This is a genomic window from Brevirhabdus pacifica (assembly GCF_002797755.1).
GTDB lineage: Bacteria > Pseudomonadota > Alphaproteobacteria > Rhodobacterales > Rhodobacteraceae > Brevirhabdus > Brevirhabdus pacifica.
In genome coordinates, this window is record NZ_PGFI01000011.1 from 1,478,304 (window position 1) to 1,501,797 (window position 23,494).

20 protein-coding genes are annotated in these 23,494 nt (G+C 67.2%); 8 read left to right on the plus strand and 12 right to left on the minus strand.

Features of this window, described 5'->3' with window-relative positions:
- Positions 1 to 16 precede the first annotated feature (16 nt).
- Positions 17 to 250, plus strand: coding sequence for an RNA chaperone Hfq (hfq, locus tag CLV77_RS07165; RefSeq protein ID WP_076978621.1), 234 nt, complete (start codon positions 17 to 19; stop codon positions 248 to 250).
- Entirely contained in the window at positions 247 to 1,530 is a 1,284-nt protein-coding gene (gene hflX / locus CLV77_RS07170; protein WP_076978620.1) for a GTPase HflX, read from the plus strand. The genes hfq and hflX overlap by 4 nt, the downstream gene beginning before the upstream one ends.
- Positions 1,531 to 1,607: 77 nt before the next feature.
- Here the strand turns inward: hflX and CLV77_RS07175 are convergent, their stop codons facing one another.
- Entirely contained in the window at positions 1,608 to 4,094 is a 2,487-nt protein-coding gene (locus CLV77_RS07175; protein WP_076978619.1) for a penicillin acylase family protein, read from the minus strand.
- Between CLV77_RS07175 and CLV77_RS07180 the strand changes: the two genes are divergently transcribed.
- The gene (locus CLV77_RS07180; protein WP_083707879.1) at positions 4,082 to 5,059 is read left to right on the plus strand and encodes an NAD(P)-dependent oxidoreductase; all 978 of its coding nucleotides are present in this window, start codon (positions 4,082 to 4,084) and stop codon (positions 5,057 to 5,059) included. The two genes, CLV77_RS07175 and CLV77_RS07180, sit on opposite strands and share 13 nt — an antisense overlap.
- Positions 5,060 to 5,135: 76 nt before the next feature.
- Here the strand turns inward: CLV77_RS07180 and CLV77_RS07185 are convergent, their stop codons facing one another.
- Together CLV77_RS07185 and hemB are read right to left on the minus strand one after the other, a co-directional pair.
- Complete coding sequence (locus CLV77_RS07185; protein ID WP_076980918.1) at positions 5,136 to 5,645, minus strand: lipid-binding SYLF domain-containing protein; 510 nt, start codon at positions 5,643 to 5,645, stop codon at positions 5,136 to 5,138.
- A gap of 221 nt (positions 5,646 to 5,866) precedes the next feature.
- Positions 5,867 to 6,874 (minus strand): porphobilinogen synthase, encoded by a 1,008-nt coding sequence (gene hemB, locus CLV77_RS07190; protein ID WP_076978618.1) that lies wholly within the window; start codon positions 6,872 to 6,874, stop codon positions 5,867 to 5,869.
- A gap of 118 nt (positions 6,875 to 6,992) precedes the next feature.
- Between hemB and CLV77_RS07195 the strand changes: the two genes are divergently transcribed.
- Together CLV77_RS07195 and mfd are read left to right on the plus strand one after the other, a co-directional pair.
- Entirely contained in the window at positions 6,993 to 7,520 is a 528-nt protein-coding gene (locus tag CLV77_RS07195; protein ID WP_076978617.1) for a component of SufBCD complex, read from the plus strand.
- Between the two features lie 31 nt (positions 7,521 to 7,551).
- Positions 7,552 to 11,070, plus strand: a complete 3,519-nt coding sequence (mfd, locus tag CLV77_RS07200; protein WP_076978616.1) for a transcription-repair coupling factor — start codon at positions 7,552 to 7,554, stop codon at positions 11,068 to 11,070.
- A 9-nt stretch (positions 11,071 to 11,079) separates the two neighbouring features.
- Here mfd and CLV77_RS07205 read toward each other — a convergent pair whose 3' ends face one another.
- The 5 genes from CLV77_RS07205 to CLV77_RS07225 all read right to left on the minus strand — a co-directional run bounded on the left by CLV77_RS07205 (position 11,080) and on the right by CLV77_RS07225 (position 17,040).
- On the minus strand, positions 11,080 to 12,363 hold the full coding sequence (locus tag CLV77_RS07205) for a multidrug effflux MFS transporter (protein ID WP_233128175.1): 1,284 nt from the start codon (positions 12,361 to 12,363) through the stop codon (positions 11,080 to 11,082).
- A complete protein-coding gene (locus tag CLV77_RS07210; protein ID WP_076978614.1) occupies positions 12,360 to 13,073 on the minus strand; it encodes a DsbA family oxidoreductase in 714 nt (237 codons plus the stop codon). Before CLV77_RS07210 ends, CLV77_RS07205 begins: the two co-directional genes overlap by 4 nt.
- A complete protein-coding gene (locus tag CLV77_RS07215) occupies positions 13,070 to 14,617 on the minus strand; it encodes a class I adenylate-forming enzyme family protein (RefSeq protein ID WP_233128174.1) in 1,548 nt (515 codons plus the stop codon). Before CLV77_RS07215 ends, CLV77_RS07210 begins: the two co-directional genes overlap by 4 nt.
- Positions 14,618 to 14,767: 150 nt before the next feature.
- Positions 14,768 to 15,112 carry a CsbD family protein gene (locus CLV77_RS07220; RefSeq protein ID WP_076978613.1) on the minus strand — a complete coding sequence of 115 codons (345 nt, stop codon included), beginning with the start codon at positions 15,110 to 15,112 and terminating at the stop codon, positions 14,768 to 14,770.
- A gap of 113 nt (positions 15,113 to 15,225) precedes the next feature.
- Positions 15,226 to 17,040 carry an extracellular solute-binding protein gene (locus CLV77_RS07225; RefSeq protein WP_076978612.1) on the minus strand — a complete coding sequence of 605 codons (1,815 nt, stop codon included), beginning with the start codon at positions 17,038 to 17,040 and terminating at the stop codon, positions 15,226 to 15,228.
- Positions 17,041 to 17,320: 280 nt separating this feature from the next.
- Between CLV77_RS07225 and CLV77_RS07230 the strand changes: the two genes are divergently transcribed.
- Positions 17,321 to 18,094 carry a 3-hydroxybutyrate dehydrogenase gene (locus CLV77_RS07230; RefSeq protein ID WP_076978611.1) on the plus strand — a complete coding sequence of 258 codons (774 nt, stop codon included), beginning with the start codon at positions 17,321 to 17,323 and terminating at the stop codon, positions 18,092 to 18,094.
- A gap of 9 nt (positions 18,095 to 18,103) precedes the next feature.
- Here CLV77_RS07230 and CLV77_RS07235 read toward each other — a convergent pair whose 3' ends face one another.
- The 4 genes from CLV77_RS07235 to CLV77_RS07250 all read right to left on the minus strand — a co-directional run bounded on the left by CLV77_RS07235 (position 18,104) and on the right by CLV77_RS07250 (position 21,411).
- Positions 18,104 to 18,721 (minus strand): LysE/ArgO family amino acid transporter, encoded by a 618-nt coding sequence (locus tag CLV77_RS07235; RefSeq protein ID WP_236861003.1) that lies wholly within the window; start codon positions 18,719 to 18,721, stop codon positions 18,104 to 18,106.
- An 8-nt stretch (positions 18,722 to 18,729) separates the two neighbouring features.
- Positions 18,730 to 19,473 (minus strand): DUF502 domain-containing protein, encoded by a 744-nt coding sequence (locus CLV77_RS07240; protein ID WP_076978609.1) that lies wholly within the window; start codon positions 19,471 to 19,473, stop codon positions 18,730 to 18,732.
- A gap of 80 nt (positions 19,474 to 19,553) precedes the next feature.
- Positions 19,554 to 20,471 carry a pseudouridine-5'-phosphate glycosidase gene (locus CLV77_RS07245; RefSeq protein ID WP_076978608.1) on the minus strand — a complete coding sequence of 306 codons (918 nt, stop codon included), beginning with the start codon at positions 20,469 to 20,471 and terminating at the stop codon, positions 19,554 to 19,556.
- On the minus strand, positions 20,464 to 21,411 hold the full coding sequence (locus CLV77_RS07250; protein WP_236861002.1) for a PfkB family carbohydrate kinase: 948 nt from the start codon (positions 21,409 to 21,411) through the stop codon (positions 20,464 to 20,466). Before CLV77_RS07250 ends, CLV77_RS07245 begins: the two co-directional genes overlap by 8 nt.
- 223 nt (positions 21,412 to 21,634) lie before the next feature.
- Between CLV77_RS07250 and rpsB the strand changes: the two genes are divergently transcribed.
- Together rpsB and tsf are read left to right on the plus strand one after the other, a co-directional pair.
- Positions 21,635 to 22,498 (plus strand): 30S ribosomal protein S2, encoded by an 864-nt coding sequence (gene rpsB, locus CLV77_RS07255; RefSeq protein WP_076978606.1) that lies wholly within the window; start codon positions 21,635 to 21,637, stop codon positions 22,496 to 22,498.
- Between the two features lie 75 nt (positions 22,499 to 22,573).
- Entirely contained in the window at positions 22,574 to 23,446 is an 873-nt protein-coding gene (gene tsf / locus CLV77_RS07260; protein ID WP_076978605.1) for a translation elongation factor Ts, read from the plus strand.
- The last annotated feature ends 48 nt before the right edge of the window (positions 23,447 to 23,494 follow it).

Below are 23,494 nucleotides of genomic sequence, written 5' to 3' on the forward strand. Positions count from 1 at the left end.
TAAAAGGCTAAATGTAATGGCTGCGGACAAACAAAACTTGCAAGATACATTTTTAAACCACGTCAGAAAGACCAAGGTCCCGGTAACCATTTTCCTCATCAACGGGGTCAAGCTGCAGGGCGTCATTACCTGGTTCGATAATTTCTGTGTTCTGTTGCGCCGCGACGGTCAGTCCCAGCTTGTCTACAAGCACGCGATTTCGACCATCATGCCGGCCCAGCCGATCAATCTCTACGACGGGGACGATTGAGCACTCCGTTCTCGACCGACGCGCCGGTCACCCGCGCCTGGGTCATCCATCCCGACATCCGCAATGACCGGCAGCGTCGACAGGCGCTGGCCGCTCTGGACGAGGCTGCCGCCCTGGGGGATGCCCTCCCGGGGCTCGAAGTCGTGGGCAAGGAGGTCGTGGCCCTTCCGAAGGCCCGCGCCGGCCTGCTGTTTGGCAGCGGCAAGATCGAGGAGCTGGCCAAACGCTTCGAAGAGGCCGAGGTCGATCTTGTCCTGATCGACGGCCCCGTCACCCCCGTCCAGCAGCGCAACCTCGAGAAGGCGTGGAAGGTCAAGATCCTCGACCGAACTGGCCTGATCCTCGAGATCTTCTCGGACCGCGCCCGCACCCGTGAAGGTGTGCTTCAGGTCGAGATGGCGGCGCTGAGTTACCAGCGCACGCGCCTGGTCCGCGCCTGGACCCACCTCGAGCGTCAGCGCGGCGGCCTCGGCTTTGTCGGCGGCCCCGGCGAAACCCAGATCGAGGCGGACCGCCGGGCGATCGACGACGCCATGGTGCGCCTGCGCCGGCAACTCGACAAGGTCGTCAAGACCCGCGCGCTGCACCGCGACGCGCGCAAGAAGGTGCCGTTTCCGATCGTGGCTCTGGTCGGCTACACCAACGCCGGAAAATCCACGCTTTTCAACCGCATGACCGGCGCCGAGGTGATGGCCGAGGACATGCTGTTTGCGACGCTTGACCCGACCATGCGTGCGGTGGAGCTGCCTTCGGGCCCGCGGGTGATCCTGTCGGACACGGTGGGCTTCATCTCGGACCTGCCGACCGAGCTGGTCGCCGCCTTCCGCGCCACGCTGGAAGAGGTGCTGGACGCCGATCTGGTCGTGCATGTCCGCGACATCGCCCATCCCCAGTCCGAGGAGCAGGCCGCCGACGTGCGCCATATCCTGGCCGACATGGGGATCGACGATCAGGCACCGCTGCTGGAGGTCTGGAACAAGATCGACGCGCTGCCCGCCGAGGCCCGCGACCCGGTCCTTGCCACGGCCGAGCGTGATCCGGGCGTGCTGGCGCTTTCGGCGCTGACGGGCGAGGGGATCGAGGCGCTTTATGGCCGTATCGCGGACATGCTGGCGGCCCCCCGCACGCGCGAGACCCTGACCTTGGGCTTTTCCGAGGGGCGACGCCGCGCCTGGCTGTTCGAGCAGGGCGTCGTCGAGGAGGACCGTCAGGTCGAGGACGGCTACGAGATGCGGGTCTACTGGACCGAGCGTCAGAAACAGCAGTTCTCCGCCCTCTGATCCGGTCTTGGCCGGACGTTTCCCAATGATCCCGTGAAGCACACGCCCGGCAGGTTGCACTCCGCCGGGCGTGTGGCTTAGCGTGGCTGTGCCGCAGGCAGCAGGACCGTGTGTCCGACGGCGGCGGCGGCGGCCAGGCCGATGTCCAAGCTCATGGGCGTGTATTCCCCCCGCCGCCACAGGTCGCCGAGGTTGTCGTAGAAGCGGCTGAGCGGGTGGCCCGACTGGCCGGTGGCGGTGACGAAGACCGAACTGTCGGGATCGGCAAAGTCATAGACCCCGCGATAGCCCGCTGCCTGGATGTTGGCATAGGGCATCTTGCCCGTGGCGGCCGTCAGGCCCCGCTGCAACGTGTGATCGCCGCCGCTTGTCGACTGGCGGATGTTGACGAACCACGACAGCAACGGGATGTCGCCCAGGATCGGGTGGCGATGCTCGGCCAGATGGGCGTCGCCCCAGCGCAGGCTTTCCAGCCCGGCGCCGTGGGTCTCCTCCAGCTCGACGATGGCGGTGTCGAGGGCGGCGCGGGAGATGTCGGTGCAGGTTTCGACAACGGCCGACTGGACCACGTCGCACCAGACGCCCGCCCCTTCGATGTCGCGGAAGACCCGCTCGATGAAGACCGGGTCGACCCGGGCCAGCCGGTCGGCGACCTCGCCCAGCTCGTCGCGGATCAGAAGGTGCTGCAGGTTGCGTGCCCAGGCGGCGTAGATCAGCGGCTCGGGCAGGTGCTCGTTCATCTCGCCGTTCCAGTTGGCCAGAAGCTCCAGCGCGGTCTGGCGCTTGCGCTCGGGCGTGCCCTGGGCGGGGGCGGTGCCGGTGAACCACAGGTTGCGCGCGATCAGCGGCAGCACCGTGCGGGCGGCGTTGCTGACGGTATCAAGCTGCGCCTCGATGAAGCTTTCGCGGGTGTGGACGCCACGGCTTTGCATCAGCCGGCGCCACCGCTGGATCCTAAGCATGTCGCCCCAGTTGCCGCTGACGTTGCGGGGGAAGGGACGGTCGACCATGCGGTTGTTGGTGTTGCCGACGATCCCGCCTTCGGGGTCCGAGAAGCCGGGATTGTCCGCGTAGGGCAGGGTGCCGCGCCAGGGGCTGCTGGCCAAACGCCCGGGCGTCGGCAGCCGCCCCTCGCCCTGCTGCTCGTCCGAGCGTTCGGGGAGGGCACCCACGGTCTGCATCGCGATGCCGCGCCGGTCGGCAAGAACCAGGTTCCAGGCGGGGGCTACGAAACGCTCGCCGGCCTTCAGCGCCTGGCCTGTGGTGCGCGATTTCATCAGCGCGCGGAAGCCCGCGATCGTGGTGTCGCGATCGCTGAGCCCGGTCCAGGACAAGGCGATGACATGGCCCGGGGGGGTCACGCTGTTCAGGTCGAAATGGTTGCCCGGAAGGACGGGGCCGTTGCGGGTCCAGCGCAGGGTGATCGTGACCGGGGCCGCGTCCTTGACCCGGATGACCGCGCTTTCGGTGCGGAAGGGGACGAACCCTTCCTCGGTCTCGTAGCGGCGCGAATTGGCCGGATCCAGCCGCTCTACGAACAGATCCAGGTCGTCCGCGAAGGCCGAGGTGATGCCCCAGCCCAGCCGGTCGCTGCGCCCGGCCATGACCTGGGGCATGCCTGGCATGGTCGCGCCGATGACGCCGCCGCTCTCCAGCTCAAGCCGTGCCAGGTACCACTGGGTCGGGGCGGTCAGCCGGTTGTGGGGGTCGTTCGCCAGCAGGCTGGCGCCGCTGGCGGCGCGGCTGGGCGCGGCGGCCCAGGCGTTCGAGGCACCGGCCAGGGCAAGCCCCGGCTCATCCGCGCTGTCGGCGCTTTGGCGCGCGCCGGACTGTGCGGCCAGGGCCGCACGCCGGCGGGGACTGGTCGGGCCGCCGTCGGTCACGGGCGGCAAGGTGGCCAGGGCCGGGCCGCTGGGCTCGGGCAGGATGTCGCGCAGGCGCGGCTCGTCCAGGCGCAGCGAAACCTGCGCGCGCAGGACCTCGGCCCGGATCTGGTCTGTCGTCTCGAAGGCCAGCAGCTTGCCGATGGCGATGGAGTCGGCCGGCTGCCACGGGGCGATGGCGTTGGAGAACATGAAGAATTCGGGCGCGCCCCGTCCCATCGCATCGCGGTTGACGATGTCAATCCATGCGTTGACGCCGCGGGAGTAGGCCTCAAGCGCGGCGCGGTCCTCGGCCTCCATCGCCTGGAACGAGCGGACCGACAGCCGGTAGAGGTCCAGCCGGCGCATCAGCTCGTCGGTGGGCAGCATCCGCTCTCCGAAGACCTCGGACATGCGGCCCTGGGCACGGCGGCGGCGCAGGGTCATCTGCCACAGGCGGTCCTGGGCATGGACCAGCCCGAGGCCAAAGAACGCATCCTCGTCGGTCTTGGCCATGATGTGGGGGATATTGGCATTGTCGCGGATGATCTCGATCCGCTGCTCGGCGCCGCGCACGCGATATTCCGCCGTATAGTCGGGCAGCGAGCGCGAGGCGAAATAGTAGACAAGCGACAACGCAAGCACCGCCAGCACCACCAGCGCGACGAATATCCTTAAAAGCCAGCGAAATGCCAGTGCCATGCCTGTGCGCCCGTCCTGTCCGGTTGACCGTTGCCTCGAATTCGTTTGTTAAGGACAAAGCGAAACAAGCGCAATTGCGGGAGGGCAAGATGGCGAAAGTGGCATTCCTCGGACTCGGGGTCATGGGGTATCCGATGGCGGGGCATCTGGCCAAGGCCGGGCATGAGGTGACGGTCTATAACCGCACGGCCGCGAAGGCCGAGAAATGGGCGTCCGAGCATGGCGGCCGCGCCGCCGCCACCCCTGCCGAGGCCGCCCGCGGCGCCGAGCTGGTGATGGCCTGCGTCGGCAATGACGACGATCTGCGCGGCATTTGTCTGGGCGACGACGGGGCGCTTGGGGCGATGGAGCCGGGGGCGGTCTTCGTCGACCACACCACCGTTTCCGCCGAGGTCACGCGCGAGCTTTCTGCGGTGGCCGAGAAGGCGGGGCTTTGCTTTGTCGATGCACCCGTGTCGGGTGGCCAGGCGGGGGCCGAGAACGGCGCATTGGTCGTGATGTGCGGCGGCGACCAGGCGGCCTTCGACCGGGCCGAGCCGGTGATCGACGCCTATGCCAAGCTGTGCCGGCGGATGGGTGACAGCGGCGCGGGCCAGCTGACCAAGATGGTCAACCAGATCTGCATCGCCGGCCTGGTTCAGGGCCTGTCCGAGGGGCTGCATTTCGCCCAGAAGGCCGGTCTGGACGGGCGCGCCGTGGTCGACGTGATCGCCGGGGGGGCTGCCGGATCGTGGCAGATGGCGAACCGTTACGAGACGATGCTGGACGACAAGTTCGAACATGGCTTCGCCGTCGACTGGATGCGCAAGGATCTGGGGATCTGCCTGGACGAGGCCGACAACAACGGCGCCAGCCTGCCGGTCACGGCGCTGGTCGATCAGTTCTACAAGGACGTGCAGAAGATGGGCGGCGGGCGCTGGGACACCTCGAGCCTGATCCGCCGGCTCAATGGGATCGACGGCTAAGCGCCTACCGCCACCCAAAGACGCGAAGGTCGGGCCACATGGCCCGCCCTTTTGCGTTTCCCGGGACGTGAAAGCCTCAGGGAATGATGCGGTTGTACTTGGTGCCTTCGATGGTGGCGCCGGCCAGCAGGCCCGATTGTCCGAAGACGACGGCGATCACCGGGTCGAGCACGGTCGTCGTCTCGACGCCCAGGTTGTTGCCCCGGTTGCTGACCACGTATTCCACGTCCGCGCCCACGGCCCAGCCGGGGGAGCGGCGGAATTCCCGCAACGCCTCGGGCGTCATGAAGAACAGTGCGTGGGCATATTGCTGGGCGCCGATCTGAAGGCCCAGCGTGGCCTGGGTGGCCGAATAATAGTCCACCGTCACGTCGTTGATGCGCAGCGCGCCGCGCCCGTAGCTGCCGCCGACGCCGAAACCGGCCTTGGTGATGAGCGGCATCACCAGCACGCCGGCCGCCTTGCGCGACAGCTCCTCGGTGCCGGGAACGGTGCGGTACATGTAGTTCAGCGCGGCATCGACCCGCGCGTCCGCCGCCGCCGGTCCCCGGCTGGCGACGCCGTTGCCGCAGGCGGCGGTCGTCATCGTCAGGGCGCCCGCGCCGATCAGAAAGCCCCGGCGGGTGTTGCGCCCGGCCTCGGTGCCGGTCGAACCGTGAACGCCCTCACGGGTGCCTTGGCGGATAATGCTGCTCATGTCTGTGCCCTCGATCTGCTCTGCCGCCCTTATCCGGGCGGTCGCCTGCGTTATATCCGACCCGTGCGGGCCTGTCACCTTCTGCGCGCCCCACCGGGGCGGATGCGCGGCTATTGGCGGGTCTCGGCCAGCATGCGGGCGGCGCGGGGGGCGAAATAGGTCAGGATGCCGTCGCAACCGGCGCGCTTGAACGCCAGCAGGCTTTCCATCATCACCTTGTCCCCGTCGATCCATCCCTGGCGCGCCGCCCCCTCGATCATCGCGTATTCGCCCGAGACCTGGTAGGCGAAGGTCGGCGCGCCGAAGCGGTCCTTGGCGCGGCGGCAGATGTCGAGGTAGGGCATGCCCGGCTTGACCATGACCATGTCCGCACCCTCGGCCAGATCGCGGGCGATCATGCGCATCGCCTCGTCGGCGTTGGCCGGGTCGATCTGGTAGGTGGACTTGTCGCCCTTCAGCGCGCCGCTGGCGCCGACCGCGTCCCGGAACGGCCCGTAGAACCCAGAGGCGAACTTGGCGGAATAGGACAGGATCGAGATGTCGTTGTGCCCGGCCTCCTCGAGGGCCGCGCGCATCGCGCCGATCCGCCCGTCCATCATGTCCGAGGGACCCAGGATGTCGGCGCCCGCCTCGGCCTGGGCCAGGGCCATGCGCACCAGCGCCTCGACCGTCTCGTCGTTGACGATGACGCCATCGCGCACGATCCCGTCGTGGCCGTTGGCGTTGTAGGGATCAAGGGCGATGTCGGTCATCACCGCGATCTCGGGGACCGCCTTCTTGATGGCGCGGATGGCGCGGTTGGACAGGTTGTCGGGGTTCCACGCCTCTTCGCAGGTCTCGGTCTTGAGGGCCGGGTCGGTGTAGGGAAAAAGGCAGATCGCCGGGATCCCGAGGTCGCGGGCCGTGGCGGCGGCATCGACCAGCCGGTCGATCGACAGCCGGCTCACCCCCGGCAGCGAGGCCACCGGCTCCTCTATCCCCTCGCCGTCGCGCACGAAGAGGGGCCAGATCAGGTCGCCCGTGGCAAGCCGCGTCTCGCGCACCAGGTCGCGGATCGCGCCGGTGCGGCGCAGGCGGCGGGGGCGGGATGCGGGAAAAGGGGCGGTGACGGGTTGCATGGGGTGATCCTTCTTGGCCTCATGCCGAAATCGCACGGTTCGGGGGGCATCTCAAGGGTAGGAATCCCCGATCCCGGCGGATAGTCTTCGCCAACCTCACTGCCAGCGGATGTCGCCCATGGATGCTTTTGCCACCATATTCGAATTGATCGACATGCGTTCCTTTTCGAACCTGTGGTTCTGGATCGTGCTGGCGGTGATCTGGTCAACGGCCAGTCACTGGGTTCTGGGCGTCCCCTACGACATGGTCACGCGGGCCAAGCGCCAGGGCGGTCGGGCAATGGACGATTTGAACGCGTTGGTGGGGATCTACGTGCGCCGGCTGCTCTATATCGCCCGGGAGGCGGGGGCGGTCCTGGTGGGCATCGTCTTTTTCGCGCTGACCATGCTGGCGGCCCTTGGATTTGGCTACGGGGTCGAGCTGTGCCAGGCGCTTTTCCTGCTGTTCTGCCCGCTGGTGCTGGTGGGGGCGCTGTCGATGCGCACCGCCTCGCGCATCGCCAGCCGCGACATCCGCGACGAGGCGCTTTTTCCCGTTCTGCGCTGGCACCGGTTCTGGACCCAGGTCATCGGCATGAACGCGATCTTCATCACCTCCATGTGGGGTATGTTCCAGAACCTGCGCCTGGGGCCCCTGGCCGGTTGACTTCGCCCCGAAAGGCGGTACTTCGCCAGCCATGTCCAGCAAAGACCACATAACCGTCAGCGGCGCGCCCGAGGGCTTCGACGCAAAGATCGTCCTGCGGGAGCTGGAGCGCGCCGGCGGCCCGGTGATCCATGTCGCCCGCGACGACCGCCGGCTTGAGGCGATGCGCGCGGCGCTGGCCTTCTTCGATCCCAATGTGGTCGCGCTGACCTTCCCGGCCTGGGATTGCCTGCCCTTCGACCGCGTGTCGCCCAACGCCGATGTCTCGGCGGCACGGATGGCCACGCTGGCGGCGCTGGCGGCCGGGTTCACGGGGCGCTTCGTGCTGCTGACCACGGTCAACGCCGTGACCCAGCGGCTGCCGGCCCGCGAGGTGTTGCGCGGTGCCAGCTTCGCCGCCCGGGTGGGCGAGCGGATCGACGAGGAACAGTTGCGCCAGTTCCTGGTGCGCATGGGCTTTACCCAATCGCCCACCGTGACCGAGCCGGGCGACTATGCCGTGCGCGGCGGCATCATCGACATCTACCCGCCGGGACAGGACGGGCCGGTGCGCCTTGACCTGTTCGGCGATGTTCTGGACGGGGCGCGCAGGTTCGATCCCGCGACCCAGATGACAACCGAGAAGCTGGACGCGGTCGAGTTGGCGCCCGTTTCCGAGGTCATTCTGGATGACGAGGCCATCGCCCGGTTCCGCCAGAGCTACCGCACCGAGTTCGGCGCCGCCGGCACCGACGATCCGCTTTACGAGGCGGTGAGCGCGGGGCGCAAGCACCAGGGTATCGAACATTGGCTGCCCTTCTTCCATGAGCGGCTTGAGACGCTGTTCGACTATCTTCCGGGGGCGCCGGTCGTGCTGGACGACCAGACCACGGCGATCCGGCTGGCCCGTTGGGAAACCATCGCCGACCAATATGACAACCGCCGCGAGGCGCTGGTCAAGAAGGCGCGCCTGGACTCGGTCTACAAACCCGCCCCGCCGGGGTTGCTGTATCTGGACGAGGGGGCGTTCGACGGGGCATTGGGTCCCCGCCGGCGGCTTGACCTGTCGGTGCTGCCCCAGGCGACGGGGCCCGGGGTCATCGACGCGGGCGGCCGTATCGGCCGCAGCTTCGCGCCCGAGCGTCAGCAGGACAGCATCAACTTGTTCGAGGCGCTGGCCGCCCATGTGAAGGCGCGCCGCGCCTCGGGTCCGGTCATCATCGCCAGCTATTCCGAGGGGGCGCGCGAACGCCTTCAGGGTCTGCTGGAGGATGAGGAGCTTGCCGACACGCGCCTGATCTCTGATTTCCGCGACGTGCCGGACAGCGACGCCACCCCGGGCAGCCGCAAGTCGGGTGGCGTCCACCTGGCGGTGTGGCCGCTGGAAGCGGGCTTCCAGACCGACGGGCTGACCGTGATCTCGGAGCAAGACGTGCTGGGCGACCGGCTGATCCGTTCGGCCAAGCGGCGCAAGCGCGCCGACAACTTCCTGACCGAGGCGCAAAGCCTCAGCCCGGGTGACCTGGTGGTGCACGTAGACCACGGCGTCGGCCTCTACCGCGGGCTTGAAACCGTCACCGCCATGGGTGCGCCCCACGAATGCCTGCTGCTGGAATACGCGGGCGGCGACCGGCTGTTCCTGCCGGTCGAGAACGTCGAGCTGCTCAGCCGCTATGGCCACGAGGAAGGGTTGCTGGACAAGCTGGGCGGTGGTGCCTGGCAGGCCAAGAAGGCCAAACTGAAAGAGCGGATCCGCCAGGTCGCCGAACGGCTGATCCGGGTTGCGGCGGAACGCGCCCTGCGCACGGCGCCCATGCTGGAGCCGCCCGAGGACATGTGGGACGCCTTCAGCGCGCGCTTTCCCTATCAGGAAACCGACGACCAGCAGAACGCCATCATGGATGTGGTCGCGGACCTGGCGAGCGGCCAGCCCATGGACCGGCTGATCTGTGGCGACGTGGGGTTCGGCAAGACCGAGGTCGCCATGCGCGCGGCCTTCATCGCCGCCGCCAGCGGCATGCAGGTCGCCGTGATCGCCCCCACGACCCTGCTGGCGCGTCAGCACGCCAAAAGCTTCTCGGACCGGTTCCGCGGCTTCCCGATGGAGGTGCGGCAGCTGTCGCGCTTTGTCTCCGCCAAGGACGCCGCCGACACCCGCGACGGCATATCGCGCGGCACTGTGGACATCGCCATCGGCACCCATGCGCTTCTGGCCAAGGGGGTGCGGTTCAAGAACCTCGGCCTTCTGATCATCGACGAAGAGCAGCATTTCGGCGTCCAGCACAAGGAACGCCTGAAGGAGATGCGCTCGGACATCCATGTGCTGACGCTGACCGCCACACCCATCCCGCGCACGCTGCAACTGTCGCTGTCGGGGGTGCGGGATCTGTCGATCATCGGCACGCCGCCCGTCGATCGCCTGTCGATCCGCACCTATGTCAGCGAGTTCGACACCGTCACCATCCGCGAGGCGCTTCTGCGCGAACGCTATCGCGGCGGGCAGTCGTTCTTTGTCGTGCCCCGTCTGACCGACCTGCCCGAGATCGAGGCTTTCCTGACCGAGCAGGTCCCCGAGGTCAGCTATGTCGTGGCCCACGGCCAGCTTGCGGCGGGGGATCTGGATGACCGGATGAACGCCTTCTACGACGGGCAGTATGACGTGCTGCTGGCGACCACGATCGTGGAATCCGGTCTGGATATTCCTACCGCCAACACCATGATCGTGCACCGGGCCGACATGTTCGGTCTGGCCCAGCTTTACCAGATCCGGGGCCGGGTCGGGCGGTCCAAGACGCGGGCCTATGCCTATCTGACCACCAAGCCCCGCGCCAAGCTCACGGCCACGGCCGAGAAACGGCTGCGGGTTCTGGGCTCGCTCGACACGCTGGGCGCGGGCTTCACGCTGGCCAGTCAGGATCTGGACATTCGCGGTGCAGGCAACCTTCTGGGCGAGGAACAGTCGGGCCACGTGCGCGATGTGGGCTATGAGCTTTACCAGCAGATGCTGGAAGAGGCGATCGCCAAGATCAAGGCCGGCGAGGGCGAGGGTCTGAGCCAGACCGACGACCAGTGGGCGCCCCAGATCAATCTGGGCGTGCCGGTCCTGATCCCCGAGGCCTATGTGCCCGATCTCGACGTGCGGCTGGGGCTTTACCGCAGGCTGTCGTCGCTGGCCACCAAGGTCGAGCTGGAGGGCTTTGCCGCCGAGATGATCGACCGGTTTGGCCCTCTCCCGCGCGAGGTCAACACGCTGTTGCTGATCGTGCGGATCAAGGCCATGTGCAAGCGCGCCGGCATCGCCAAGCTGGACGGCGGCCCCAAGGGCGTCACGATCCAGTTCCACAACGACCACTTCCCCAACCCGCAGGGGCTGGTGGAATTCGTCCACGACCAGAAGGGTCAGGCCAAGGTGCGCGACAACAAGATCGTGGTCATGCGCGACTGGACCAAGGACGCCGAGAAGATCAAGGGCGCCTTCGCCATCGCCCGCGATCTTGCCCAGAAGGCGGCGCCCGCCAAGCCTTCTGGCAAGACAGCTTCCAAATCGGTGGCGAGGGGCGGCAAGGCCTGAGGCCGCCCCTCAACTCGCCCGGATCAGCGCCAGACCGCTGCCCACCACCAGCACCGCGCCGAAGGCCAGCCAGAAGGGCGTGCCGTCATAGGCGGCCGCCACCGGCACCGACAGCAGCACCCCGACGATGGTCGAAAACGCCCCGATGGCCGAGGCCGCGGTGCCCGCGATGTGGCCCAGCGGCTCCATCGCCAACGCGTTGAGATTGCCAATCGTCATGCCGGCGGTGAAGAAGATCGAGGTCTGCCAGAAGATCCACGCCGGAAAAGCCAGCCCCTCGGGCCAGGAGAGCGGACCGTTCATCAACAGGGTCACAAGCGACAGGACAAGCTGGATCGCAAAGACCACCGAGACGATGTTGCGCATCCCCAGCCGACCCACCAGCACTGCGTTCAGCAAGGTCGAGAATGCCGACAGCAGCGCCATCACCCCGAACCAGAAGGGAAAGGTATCGGCGGCATCGAAGGTGGTCGTGAAGACCTGCGCAGACGAGGCCAGAATTATGTAAAGCAGTGCAAAGGCCAGGGCCTGGGCCAGGGTGGTCAGCAGCGCCTGACGGTTGGTCAGGACCTCACGCAAGGCAACCAGTATCGGCCCGGGATGGAGCGAGCGGCGCATCTCGGGGCGCAGGGTCTCGGGCTGACGCGCCATGAACCAAACGCCCGCGATCAGCGCGAAGATGACGAAGGCTACGAAGATCGCCCGCCAGCCGAAGGCCGCCATCAGCCCGGCACCAAGCGTGGGGGCAATGGCCGGGACCAGCGTGAAGAAGCTCATGATGAAGGAGCTCGTGCGCGCCATGTCGCGCCCCGAGAACCGGTCGCGCACCAGCGCCATCACCGCCACCCGCGGGCCCGAGGCACCAAGCCCCTGAAGAACGCGGGCCGCTAGCATCGCTTCAAGGCTTTGGCTTAGCGCGGCAAGGACCGCGGCCAAAGCATAGACGACCAACCCGCCAAGGATCACCGGCCGCCGGCCCACCGCGTCCGAAAGCGGCCCCGTGACGATGGTGCCAAGGCCGATCCCCAGCAGGAAGCTTGAGATGACCCACTGAATGCGGTTCGGGGCCTCGGGCGTCAGGGTGTCCGCCATCAGGGGCAGGGCGGGCAGCATGGCGTCGATTGCAAAGGCGATGGCCGAGAAGAGCAACGCCATGATGACAACGAATTCGAGGTAAGAGCCGTGCTTCGGCGCTTGCTTATCCAGATCGCCAGCGACTGCACCCGGCGCTGCGTCAGAACCGGGGTCCGGCAGCGGCGTGAGCGGACCACCTCCGGGCGGGACGGGTGTCACGCGCCGGTTCCTTCAGGCGCGGCCCCCCCGTTGGTCCCATTAGCGCTGCCATCATCGGTGCCTGCCGCGTTGGCCTCGGCGAGCTGCTGGGTGATATCCTCGATCACCCGCGCCCAGAGGTCGGGCGGCTGCGCCCCCGGAAGGACATGCTGATTGGCCACCACGAAGGTCGGCACGCCGGTGACGCCGCGTTCGCGGGTGTGGGCGTCGCGGGCGCGGGTCTCGGCCAGATCGGCGTCGCCCTCCAGCAGGGTCTGCACCATCGCACGATCCATGCCGCAATGCTCTGCGATATCCAGCAGAACGTCGGTGGCGCCGATGTCGCGCCCCTCGACGAAATAGGCCTTGAACAGCGCCGAGACGATTGCCGTCTGGCGACCCTCGATCCCGGCCCAGTGGATCAGGCGATGGGCGTTGATGGTGTTGGGCGTGGTCTTGATGGCGGCGAAGTTGATTTCCAGACCTGCAGCGCGGGCGGCCTCTTCGATGCGGCCATAGACCTGAACGGCCGCGTCGCGCCCGCCGAACTTGGTTTCCAGATACTCGCGCCGGTCCATGCCTTGGGGCGGCATTTCCGGGTTCAGCTGGAAGGGATGCCATTCGATGGCGAAGGGATGATCGGGGGCCGCGGCAAGCGCGCGGTCCAGATTGGCCTTGCCGATGTAGCACCACGGGCAGACCGGGTCGGAGATTATGTCGAGTTTTATCATTGGCTTGCCTTCCGGTCTTCGCGCAACGCGCGGCGATTGATCTTGCCGTTCGCATTGACCGGCATCGTGTCGATGCGCCGGAAGATGCGGGGGCATTTGTAGCGCGCCAGCCGCTCGGCGGCAAAGGCGGCAAGGGTGTCGTCCTCCGGTGCCTCGACGTCGGGCGGGCAGGTGTAGCACAGGGCGATGACGCTGGCGTCGGCCCGGACCTGCGCCTCGAACGCCGCGGCTTCAAGGATGGCGGGATGGGCGCTCATCGCGGCCTCGACTTCAAGCGGCGAGACGCGGTAGCCGCCGGCGTTCATCATGTCGTCGTCCCGCCCCAGATAGCGCACGGAGCCGCAATCCTCCATCAATACCGTGTCGCCGGTCAGGAACCACTGGCCCCGGAAACGGTCGCGGGTCTCTGCGGGCTGACCCAGGTAGCCCAGCATCATGCCCGGGTCGTCCCGGTCGACCGCCAGGATGCCGGGGGTGCGGCGGGGCAGGGGTTGTCCGGCCTCGTCGACCACGGCGACGCGGCGGCCACGCTGGGGCAAGCCCGAACTGTCAGGCGCTGCGGGGCGTTCGGGCCCGGTCGAAATGAAGGTGGAGCATTCGGACATGCCCAGCGCCTCGTAGATGGGGGTGCCGGTGGCCTGTTGCCAGGCGCGGGCGGTTGCGGGCGGCAGCTTCTCGCCCGCGGAAAGCCCGTGGCGCAGCGCCGGCAGATCCAGCGGCCCGCCGTCTTTCAACAGCTTGCGGAAGACGCCGGGGGCGGCGGCGAAGATCGTGGCGCCGTGGCGGGCAAGAAGCGTGGGCAGGGCGGTGATCGGTGTGCCTTCGGCAGGGATCAGGGCCGTGGCCCCCACGGTCCAGGGGTCCATCAGCCCCGTGCCCAGGGTGTAGGTCCAGTTGAAGGCGCCTGCGTGCAGCAGCCGGTCGTCGGGGCCCAACCCGCACCAGTCGGCGTGCATCATCCGCCGCGCCCAAACGGCCCTGTGGGCATGCATCACGGCGCGCGGCCGGCCCGAGGTGCCGGAAGTATAGATGATGTAGCCAAGCCGGTCGGGATCGCCCATCACCGGGACCGCCGGATCGGCGCCCCGCATTTCGCGCAGCATCTCTTCGGTCAGGACGGGCCCGTCGGTGGGCGGCAGCGCCAGGCGGCTGTCGGCCAGGATCGCGACCGGCGCGATCTCGTCCAGGATCGGGGCAAGCTCTGCCGCCGTCAGCTGGGACGAGACGGGGACCGGCACGATGTCGACCGAAAGCGCGGCAAGGTAGCAGATGGGGAAGTCGACCGTGTTGCCCAGCCGCAGCAGGACCCGGTCGCCGGCCTGAAACCCGCGCGCCAGAAGCGCGCCTGCCGTGCCCAGGACGGCGCGGCGCAGATCATCGTAATTCCAGTCCTCGGACCCACCATCAGGAGCCAGCACCGACAGGGCCAGCCGCGCCGGCATGTCATCGGCATGGGCCAGCACGTAGGCCGCCATATTGAAGGCGCGGGGCGCGGGCGCGGGCGGGGCCTCGGCGTGGATCGAGAGGGGGTCGGTCTGTGACATGCCCCCTCTGCTACGCCTGCCTTTCGCGGGGTGCAAGACCGGGGCGCGGGCAGGGGTGTGCAGCATCAAGCCTGGGGCAATGATCGAAGTCCGGCGGCCACGAGAGGGAGGGGCGAGGCCGCCGGATAAGGGGCCGTTGGCCCCGCTGAGTCAGTCGCGGCCCAGCGGCGGTTCGGCCACGTTGTCGTCGCCGAATTCGCGGTCGTCGGAATAGACATCCTCGCCCTCGGGGATGTGGCGCCCGCTTTCGGTGATCGACTGGTTGTCGTGATGCTCGTCGGTGGCGACATCCACCGGGATCGGACCTTCAAGCCACAGGCCGATCTCTTCCTCGGCCTCGGTGGGGGTGAGGGCATGCTTCTCGGCGAGGTAGCGGGTGAATTGGGCGCGGTCGCCGTCGATCCCGATCAGGTCGTTCTGGGTGGTGCGAGGCCACCGCGCGGTGATCACCTCGATGAAGGCGGGCCAGTTGTCCTTGACCAACGTCCAGTCCATGTCGCGTTCCTTTCGTGTTTCTACCGCCTCAATGGGCCGGGGAGTGAAAGGTTCCGACGAAAGGGCCCGCAAGGGGCCGGAGAGGGGCGGGCGCCGGGCGCCCGCCCGCCGGATCAGTCTTCCTCGTACCACCAGACGTCGGGCTGGAAGCCCAGCCAATCGCCATACATCGGCAGCTTTTCAGGGTATTTCAGTTCCTTCACATGGGCGACGGTCGATACGTCGCGATACCAGATCGGGATGACGTAGCGTCCGGTCGTCAGGATCCGGTCCAGCGCCTTGACCGCCGACAGGAAATCCGACCGGTCGGTCGCCGTCAGCATGCGGTCGATCATGGCTTCGGCCGCCGGGGAGTTCATGCCCATCCAGTTGCGCGTGCCCGGCTCCTCGACGCCCTGCGAGCCCCAATAGAGCTTCTGCTCGTTTCCGGGGCTGAGCGAGAGGCCGCGCTGGAAATAGGTCATGTCGAAATCGTAAAGGTTGGTGCGTTCCTTGTACTGGGCCGCATCGACCGTCTCGACCTTGGCGTCGATGCCCAGACGCTTCAGCGCCTCGATGTAGATCGAGGTGATGGCCCGGTTTTCGGACGCGCCCTGCTGAAGCAGGATGGTGAAGGTGAAGGGCTTGCCGTCGGGGCCGGTCATCACGCCATCCTTGACCGAATAGCCGGCCTCTTGGAAAAGCTTCAGCGCCTTGCGGATGTTGCGCCGGTTGGCTTCCGAGCCATCCCCTTCGGGAAGGGTATACCCCTCAAGCGCGCCGGGCAGAAGCTCGTCGCGGAAGGGCTCCAGAAGGGCCGCGACCTCGGGGCCCGCGGCGCCCGGCTCCATGCTCAGGACCGAGTTCGAGAAATACGAGGTGATCCGCGGCTTGGAGCCGCCGTTGAGCGACTCGTTGATGAACTCGAAGTTGAAGGCGTGGATGAGGGCATCGCGGACGCGCCAGTCCTGGAACATGTCCTTGCGGGTGTTCATCACGAAACCCACCATCCCCGAGGGGCGCTTGTGCGGGAAGACCGATTTCACCACATCGCCCGAACGAACGCGCGGGAAGTCGTAGGAGGCGTTCCACTTGGCCTCGTTGAACTCGCGGTAGGTGGTCAGGTTGCCGGCTTTGAAGGCCTCGAAGATGACGCTACCGTCGCCGAAGTAATCATAGCGGACCTCGTCGATATTGGCCTGACCGCGCATGAAGGGCAGGTCCTTGCCCCAGTAATCCTCGTCCCGCTCGAAGACGATGAAGCGGCCCGGCTCGAAGTCGCCGATCACGTAGGGGCCCGAACCGACAAGCTTTTCAAGCGAGCTTTCGGCAAAGTCGCGGCCGTCGAACTGGGCCTTCTTGAGGACGGGGCGCAGGCCCATCAGCAGCGCCAGTTCCCGGTCGTCGTTCTTGAAGGTGATGCGCAGCTTGCGCTCGCCCGTCTGTTCGATGCTTTCGACGTTGGACCACGAGCCGGTGTAGCGGGGCGAGCCCTCGGTGCCGATGGTCTTGTAGGACCAGATCACGTCCTCGACCGTGACCGGCGAGCCGTCGGAGAACCGGGCCTCGGGGCGCAGGGTGAATTCCACCCAGGACCGATCCTCGGGCGTCTCAACAGTCTCGGCCAAGAGGCCGTAAAGGCTGAAAGGTTCGTCCCAGTTGCGGCCCAGCAGCGATTCGACCACGTGGGTCCGCACACCGTAAGGGGCAGTGCCTTTAAGGATGTAGGGGTTGAGCGAATCGAAGCCGCCGCCCTCGCCCATGACGATACGTCCGCCCTTGGGGGCATCGGGGTTGGCGTAGGGAAGTGCGCTGAAATCCGCCGGGAGTTCGGGCTCTCCATACATGGCGATGCCGTGGCTCGGCTCGGCCCATGCGACATTTGCCGCAAAAACGCCACAAATTAAGGCTCCGGCCCCGCTCAGCCATTGGAAAAGGTTTGGTAGCATATCGGCGACAATCCCTCGCTTACCTTGTTTTACTGGCGGCAAGCCTACGCAGTGAATTCAATGTGTTCAAACTTTTAGCTTGGCCCTGAGCGGCGAGTTGCGTATAAAGGTGTCACTGCTCGATAGGTTTCTTGCCTGTATGAAACCTGCCTCAATAACTTAACGCCCGCCTTGTGCGGGCGTTTTTTTTATGCCCTTCCTTCTGCCCGAACCAGGGGCCGCACGTCCACCGCCAGAACCGGTGACGCAGCGGCGCGAATCGTCACGGAAGGGAAATGCGATGGAACTCGGCGGAAAGCTTGCGGTGGTTACGGGATCGACCTCGGGCATCGGACTTGGTGTTGCCCGGGCGCTGGCGGAGCGGGGGGCCGATCTGGTCCTGAATTCCTTCACCGACACGGCGGCCGACCACGCCCTTGCCGAGGAGATCGCCAGTGAGACCGGGCGCCAGGTGCGGTATATCCAGGGTGACATGAGCGACGCCGCCCAGTGCCGCGCCCTGGTCGAGAAGGCCGGGCGTTGCGATATCCTGGTCAACAATGCCGGGGTCCAGCACGTGGCCCCGATCGACCGGTTCCCGTCCGAGAAATGGGACCAGATCATCGCTATCAACCTGAGTGCCGCCTTTCACACCACGGCGGCGGCGCTGCCGCTGATGCGGCAGGCGGGTTGGGGCAGGGTGATCAACATCGCCTCGGCCCACGGGCTGACGGCCTCTCCGTTCAAGTCGGCCTACGTGGCGGCGAAACACGGGGTGGTGGGCCTGTCGAAGACCGTGGCCCTCGAGACGGCCGAGGAGGCGATCACCTGCAACGCCATTTGCCCGGGCTACGTTCTGACCCCGCTGGTCGAGGCACAGATCCCGGACACGATGAAGGAATACGGCATGGACCGCGAGACGGTCGTGCGCGACGTGCTGCTGGCGCGCCAGCCCTCGAAGGAATTCGTCACGGTCGAGCAGATCGCGGGCACCGCGGCCTTCCTGTGCTCGGCGGTGGCCGACCAGATCACCGGCACCGCGATAAGCCTGGACGGCGGCTGGACGGCGCTTTGAGCTGACGGCTCAGCCGGCCAGAGCCCCGCGCAGCAGCCCCGCCGCCAGCGCCCACATCACCAGGCCGATGCCCGCGTCGATGATGCGCCAGGCGCCGGGGCGGGACATGATGGGCGACAGCAGCCGCGCCCCAAAGCCCAGCGAGAAGAAGAAGACGAAGGACGAGACGACCGCGCCGGCCCCAAAGGCCAGGCGCGGCGCCCCCTCCGCAAAGCCGGTCGAGACCGCGCCGATCAGCGCCAGCGTATCCAGATAGACATGGGGGTTGAGCCAGGTCAGCGCGAGGCCCACCAGCAGCGTGCCCTTCAGGCCGCGACCGCCCTCGGCCACCATCTGCGCGCCGCCGCCCTGCCAGGCCGCCCGCAGACGCAGCGCGCCATAGACCAGCAGGAAGGCGGCGCCTGCCAGCGCCATGATCCGGGGCAGTGCGGGGTACAGGGCCGCGACCGCGCCGAACCCGGCCACCCCCAGCGCGATCAGCACCGCGTCGGACATGGCGCACAGCAGGCACAGCCAGAAGACGTGGCGCCCGATCAGCCCCTGACGCAGCACGAAAGCGTTCTGCGCTCCGATCGCCAGGATCAGCGACAGCCCGGTCAGGAAACCCGCCAGGGCGGGCCCGGCCACCGCGCCGGTCATTTCGTGGCGTACGGATCGACGGTCAACTGGGTGCCCAGCGAGGAGGCGGGCACCGAGGGCTTGGTGGGATCCTTGGGGTTCGGATAGACCAGGCCCGCCGAGATCACCAGCTTGGCCGCATCCTCGACCGACATGTCGAGGAAGATGACGTTGCTGCGTGGCACGAAAAGCAGAAAGCCCGATGTCGGGTTCGGCGTCGTCGGCAGGAAGACCGACAGAAGCTCGCCCTCGGGCGGGGCCTTGGCCGCGATCTCGCCCTTGGCGGGGGTGGAGACGAAGGCGATCGCCCACAGCCCCTCGCGCGGGTATTGGACCAGCACGGCCTTGTCGAACGAGGCCTCGCCCTGACTGAGCGCGGTTTCGACCAGCTGCTTGACGCCGTTGTAGATCGAGCGGACCACCGGCATGCGGTCGACGATGCTTTCCCCCAGTCCCAACAGCGAGCGGCCCATGATCCCCTTGGCCAGCCAGCCGATGATGACGGTGAAGATCAGGAAGATCACGACGCCGACGCCGCGCAGGTCGACGCCGATATACTGTTTGGGTGCCAGCTTGGCCGGGACCAGCGGCAGCACCCAGCTGTCGATCCAGCCGGTCACCGCCCAGATCAGCCACAGGGTCAGGGCGACGGGCACAACGACGATGAGACCGGCCAGGAAATTGCCCCTCAGCCGGGCAAATGCGCGCGGGCCGCGACGCTTGGGCGGGTCCGCAGGGGAAAGGTCGTTTGGGGAGGTCATGGGCTACCGATCTTGATGCTGGGCCAAACCTAAGCAAAGGCTGGGCGGAATCCAACGCGCGCGGGTCCGATTTGCCGCTTTTATTCCGTTTCGCACAGAGCTTTGGCGATTTCGGCGGCAAGACGGGCATTGTTCAGCACCAGTGCCACATTCGCGGAGAGGGACTCGCCCCCCGTCAGCTCCAGGATCCGGCCCAGCAGGTGCGGGGTCACGGACTTGGCGGCGATGCCGTCGCGCCGGGCCTCCTCGACCGCCTGCTCGATCAGGGGGGCGATGCGCGACATGGGGATCTCGGCCTCTGAGGGGATGGGGTTGGCGATCAGCTGGCCGCCCCCGAGACCGAGGCGCGCGCGCATGCGGTGGGCGCGGGCGATCATGGCCGGGTCGTCCATGCGCAGGGGGCTGGGCCGGCCCGAGTCCCGCGCCCAGAAGGCGGGAAAGGCGTCCGAGCCGCGGGTGATGACGGGCACGCCCAGGGTCTCCAGCACCTCCAGCGTCTTGTCGATGTCCAGGATCGCCTTGGCCCCCGCGCAGACAACGCTGACGGGGGTGCGCGACAGCTCTTGCAGGTCGGCGGAGATGTCGAAGCTTTCCTCGGCGCCCCGGTGAACCCCGCCGATGCCGCCGGTGGCAAAAACCTCGATCCCCGCCAGGTGGGCGCAGATCATGGTCGCCGCCACGGTGGTGGAACCGGTCTCCCCCCGGGCAAGGCAGGCCGCGAGATCGGCGCGTGACAGTTTGCGCGCGTCCCGGGCGGTCGCCAGCCGTTCAAGCCGCTCGGCGTCCAGGCCCACGTGGATGCGTCCGTCCATGATGGCGATGGTGGCGGGCAGGGCGCCCGCCTCCCTTACCGCATCCTCGACCCGGCGGGCGGTCTCGATATTGTCGGGGTGGGGCATGCCATGGGTGATGATGGTGCTTTCCAGCGCGACAACGGGGCGCCCGTCACGCAGCGCCTCGCGCAGCTCGGGCAGGATTTCGAGAGGCAGTTCAGACATCTGTGCGACCTTTCTTTAGTGTCGGGGCCGTAACATGGGTTGAGGCTTCATGGGCCTGGTCGGTCACCTGGCCTGCGGCGGCGATGGCCTGGCCCAGGGCCCGGACCGGATCCCGCCCGTCCAGCACGGCGGTGATATGGGCGGCCGCGAACCGGTCGCCCGCGCCGGTGACACGGGCGCCCGCGCTGAAAGGCGGCGGGCAGAGGGTGGCCGTCTCCCGGCCTTCCGCGCAATCGGCCGCCAGCCGGGGCCCATCGGTCACGACCGCGCGGCCAAAGCCGGCCCCGACCAGCGCGCGGGCAGCCGCCGTGCTGTCGTCGAAAGTTTCGCCGCAGATGGCGGCGGCCTCGGCCAGATTGGCGTAAAGCGTGGCATGGGGCAGGGCGCCCGCCGCCGTCAGATTGGCAAGGCGGCTCGCCTTGGCGGGCGATGCCGCAACCAGACAGATCCGCGCCAGCGCAAGATGCTCCAGCGCGCGCAACAGCACCTCGGGCGCGAGGTTGCCGTCGATCACGGCGACGCCGCTGAACGTGCCATGCTCCAGCGGGGCCAGGATGCGCGTCCCGGCGGCAAGCTGTGTTCCGGTATCGGCGATGGCGCAGACAAGCCCGTCCGGGTCCTCGATCGCCACATAGCTGTCGGTGGCGTGGCCGCTTAGGCGTAGGATTCCGTCGGTCGTTATCCCTTGCGCGGTGCAGTGCGCGACCAGGGCCTGTCCCTCCGCATCATCGCCCACTGCGGCCAGCAGCCCGACAGACCGCGCGGACACCTCGCTCATCGCCAGCGCCAGGTTCAACGCTACGCCGCCCGGCCGCCGCTTTACCCGACCGGGCAGATCGGCGCCGCGCACGACATTGCCCGTGCCGTGGCCGATCACGTCCCAATGGGCGGCGCCCAGGCACAGGATGTCGCAAAGCATTGGATCGGATGCGCGTGTCATGCCCGAGGGATGACCCGTGGCGGCAGCCCGCGCAAGGGGAGGAAGGCGCAAATCTTGGGTCGGGCCACGGTCGGGGCTTGCGCATTCCCCCGCGATGGCCTAATGCGCGGGCACTTCACAGGTGGATCCTGGGCCGGAAGGGGAGAAATCCCGGACGGTCCGCCGGTTGGGCAACAGCCCTTGATGGATCTGCCGAGGCGCAAACCGGAAAAGGATATTGGACATGGCGCTCCCCGATTTCACCATGCGTCAGCTGCTTGAAGCTGGCGTTCACTTCGGTCACCAGACCCAGCGTTGGAACCCCCGCATGGGCGAGTTCATCTATGGTGACAAGAACGGCATTCACATTCTCGACCTGACGCAGACCGTCCCGATGCTGGATCAGGCCCTGCAGGTCGTGCGCGACACCGTCGCCAAGGGCGGCCGCATCCTGTTCGTCGGCACCAAGCGTCAGGCCCAGAAGCCCGTCGCAGACGCCGCCGAGCGTTGCGCACAATACTACATGAACCACCGCTGGCTGGGCGGCACGCTGACCAACTGGAAAACCGTGTCGAACTCGATCAACCGCCTCAAGGCGATCGACGAGCAGATGCAGAACGGCGTTGAAGGCCTGACCAAGAAAGAGCGTCTGGGCATGGAGCGCGAGCAGGTCAAGCTGGAAGCCTCGCTTGGCGGTATCCGCGAGATGGGTGGCGTTCCCGATCTGCTGTTCGTCATCGACGTGAACAAGGAAGATCTGGCCATCGCCGAAGCCAAGAAGCTGGGCATTCCGGTCGTCGCCGTCGTCGACACCAACGCCTCGCCCGATGGCGTCGACTACATCATCCCCGGCAACGATGACGCGGCCCGCGCCATCGCTCTCTACTGTGACCTGGTCAGCCGCGCTGCCCTGGACGGCATGTCCGCCCAGATGGGCGCCGCTGGTTTCGACCTGGGTGCCATGGAAGAGGCCCCCGAGGAAGAGGCCGTCGCCGAGGGCGAAGGCGTCGAGGTTGGCAATGCCTCCTCGGAGACCGTGGCCGACGACGCCGTCGCCAAGGACGCGCCCTACGACCTGGAAAACAGCGAGCCCGGCGAGAAGGTCTGATCCTTCTTCCCCAGATTGCAGACCGGACGGGCACCGCCCCGTCCGGCCCCCAACCATTTGCAAAGGAGCCATGACATGGCGATCACAGCTGCACAGGTAAAAGAGCTGCGCGACACCACCGGCGCAGGCATGATGGACGCCAAGAAGGCGCTGACCGAGAACAATGGCGACATGGAAGCCGCCGTCGACTGGCTGCGGACCAAGGGTCTGGCGAAGGCCGCCAAGAAGTCCGGCCGTACCGCCGCCGAGGGCCTGGTCGCCGTCGCTATCGAAGGTGGCGAAGCCGTCGCCCTCGAGGTGAACGCCGAGACCGACTTCGTCGCCAAGAACGCCGATTTCCAGGCGATGGTCGCTGATTTCTCGAAAGCCGCCCTGAAGGTCGGTTCGGTCGATGAGCTGAAGGCCAGCGACATCAACGGCAAGAAGGTCGAGGACATCCTGACCGACAAGATCGCAACCGTGGGCGAGAACATGGCGATCCGCCGGATGGCCAAGATCAGCGGTGAGACCGTCACCGCCTACGTTCACAACCAAGCTGCCGAGAACATGGGCAAGATCGGCGTGCTGATCGCCATGAACGGCACCGACAACGGCATCGGCCGTCAGATCGCAATGCACGTCGCCGCCGCCAACCCCGCATCGCTGGGCGAAGCCGACCTGGACCAGGCCCTGGTCGAGCGCGAGAAAAGCGTCCTGACCGAGCAGGCCCGTGAATCCGGCAAGCCCGAGCAGGTCATCGAGAAGATGATCGAAGGCCGCATGAAGAAGTTCCTCTCCGAAGTGACCCTTCTGGGCCAGGCTTTCGTCATCAACCCCGACCAGACCGTGGCCGAGGCCGCCAAGGAAGCCGGCGTCGAGATCACCGGTTTCGTGCGCCTGGAAGTGGGCGAGGGGATCGAGAAGGAAGCCGAGAACTTCGCCGAGGAAGTCGCGAAGATGAACGCCTGATCAACCTCCGGCGGCCCCGCCGCCGGATCCTGATCTACGTTTTTATAT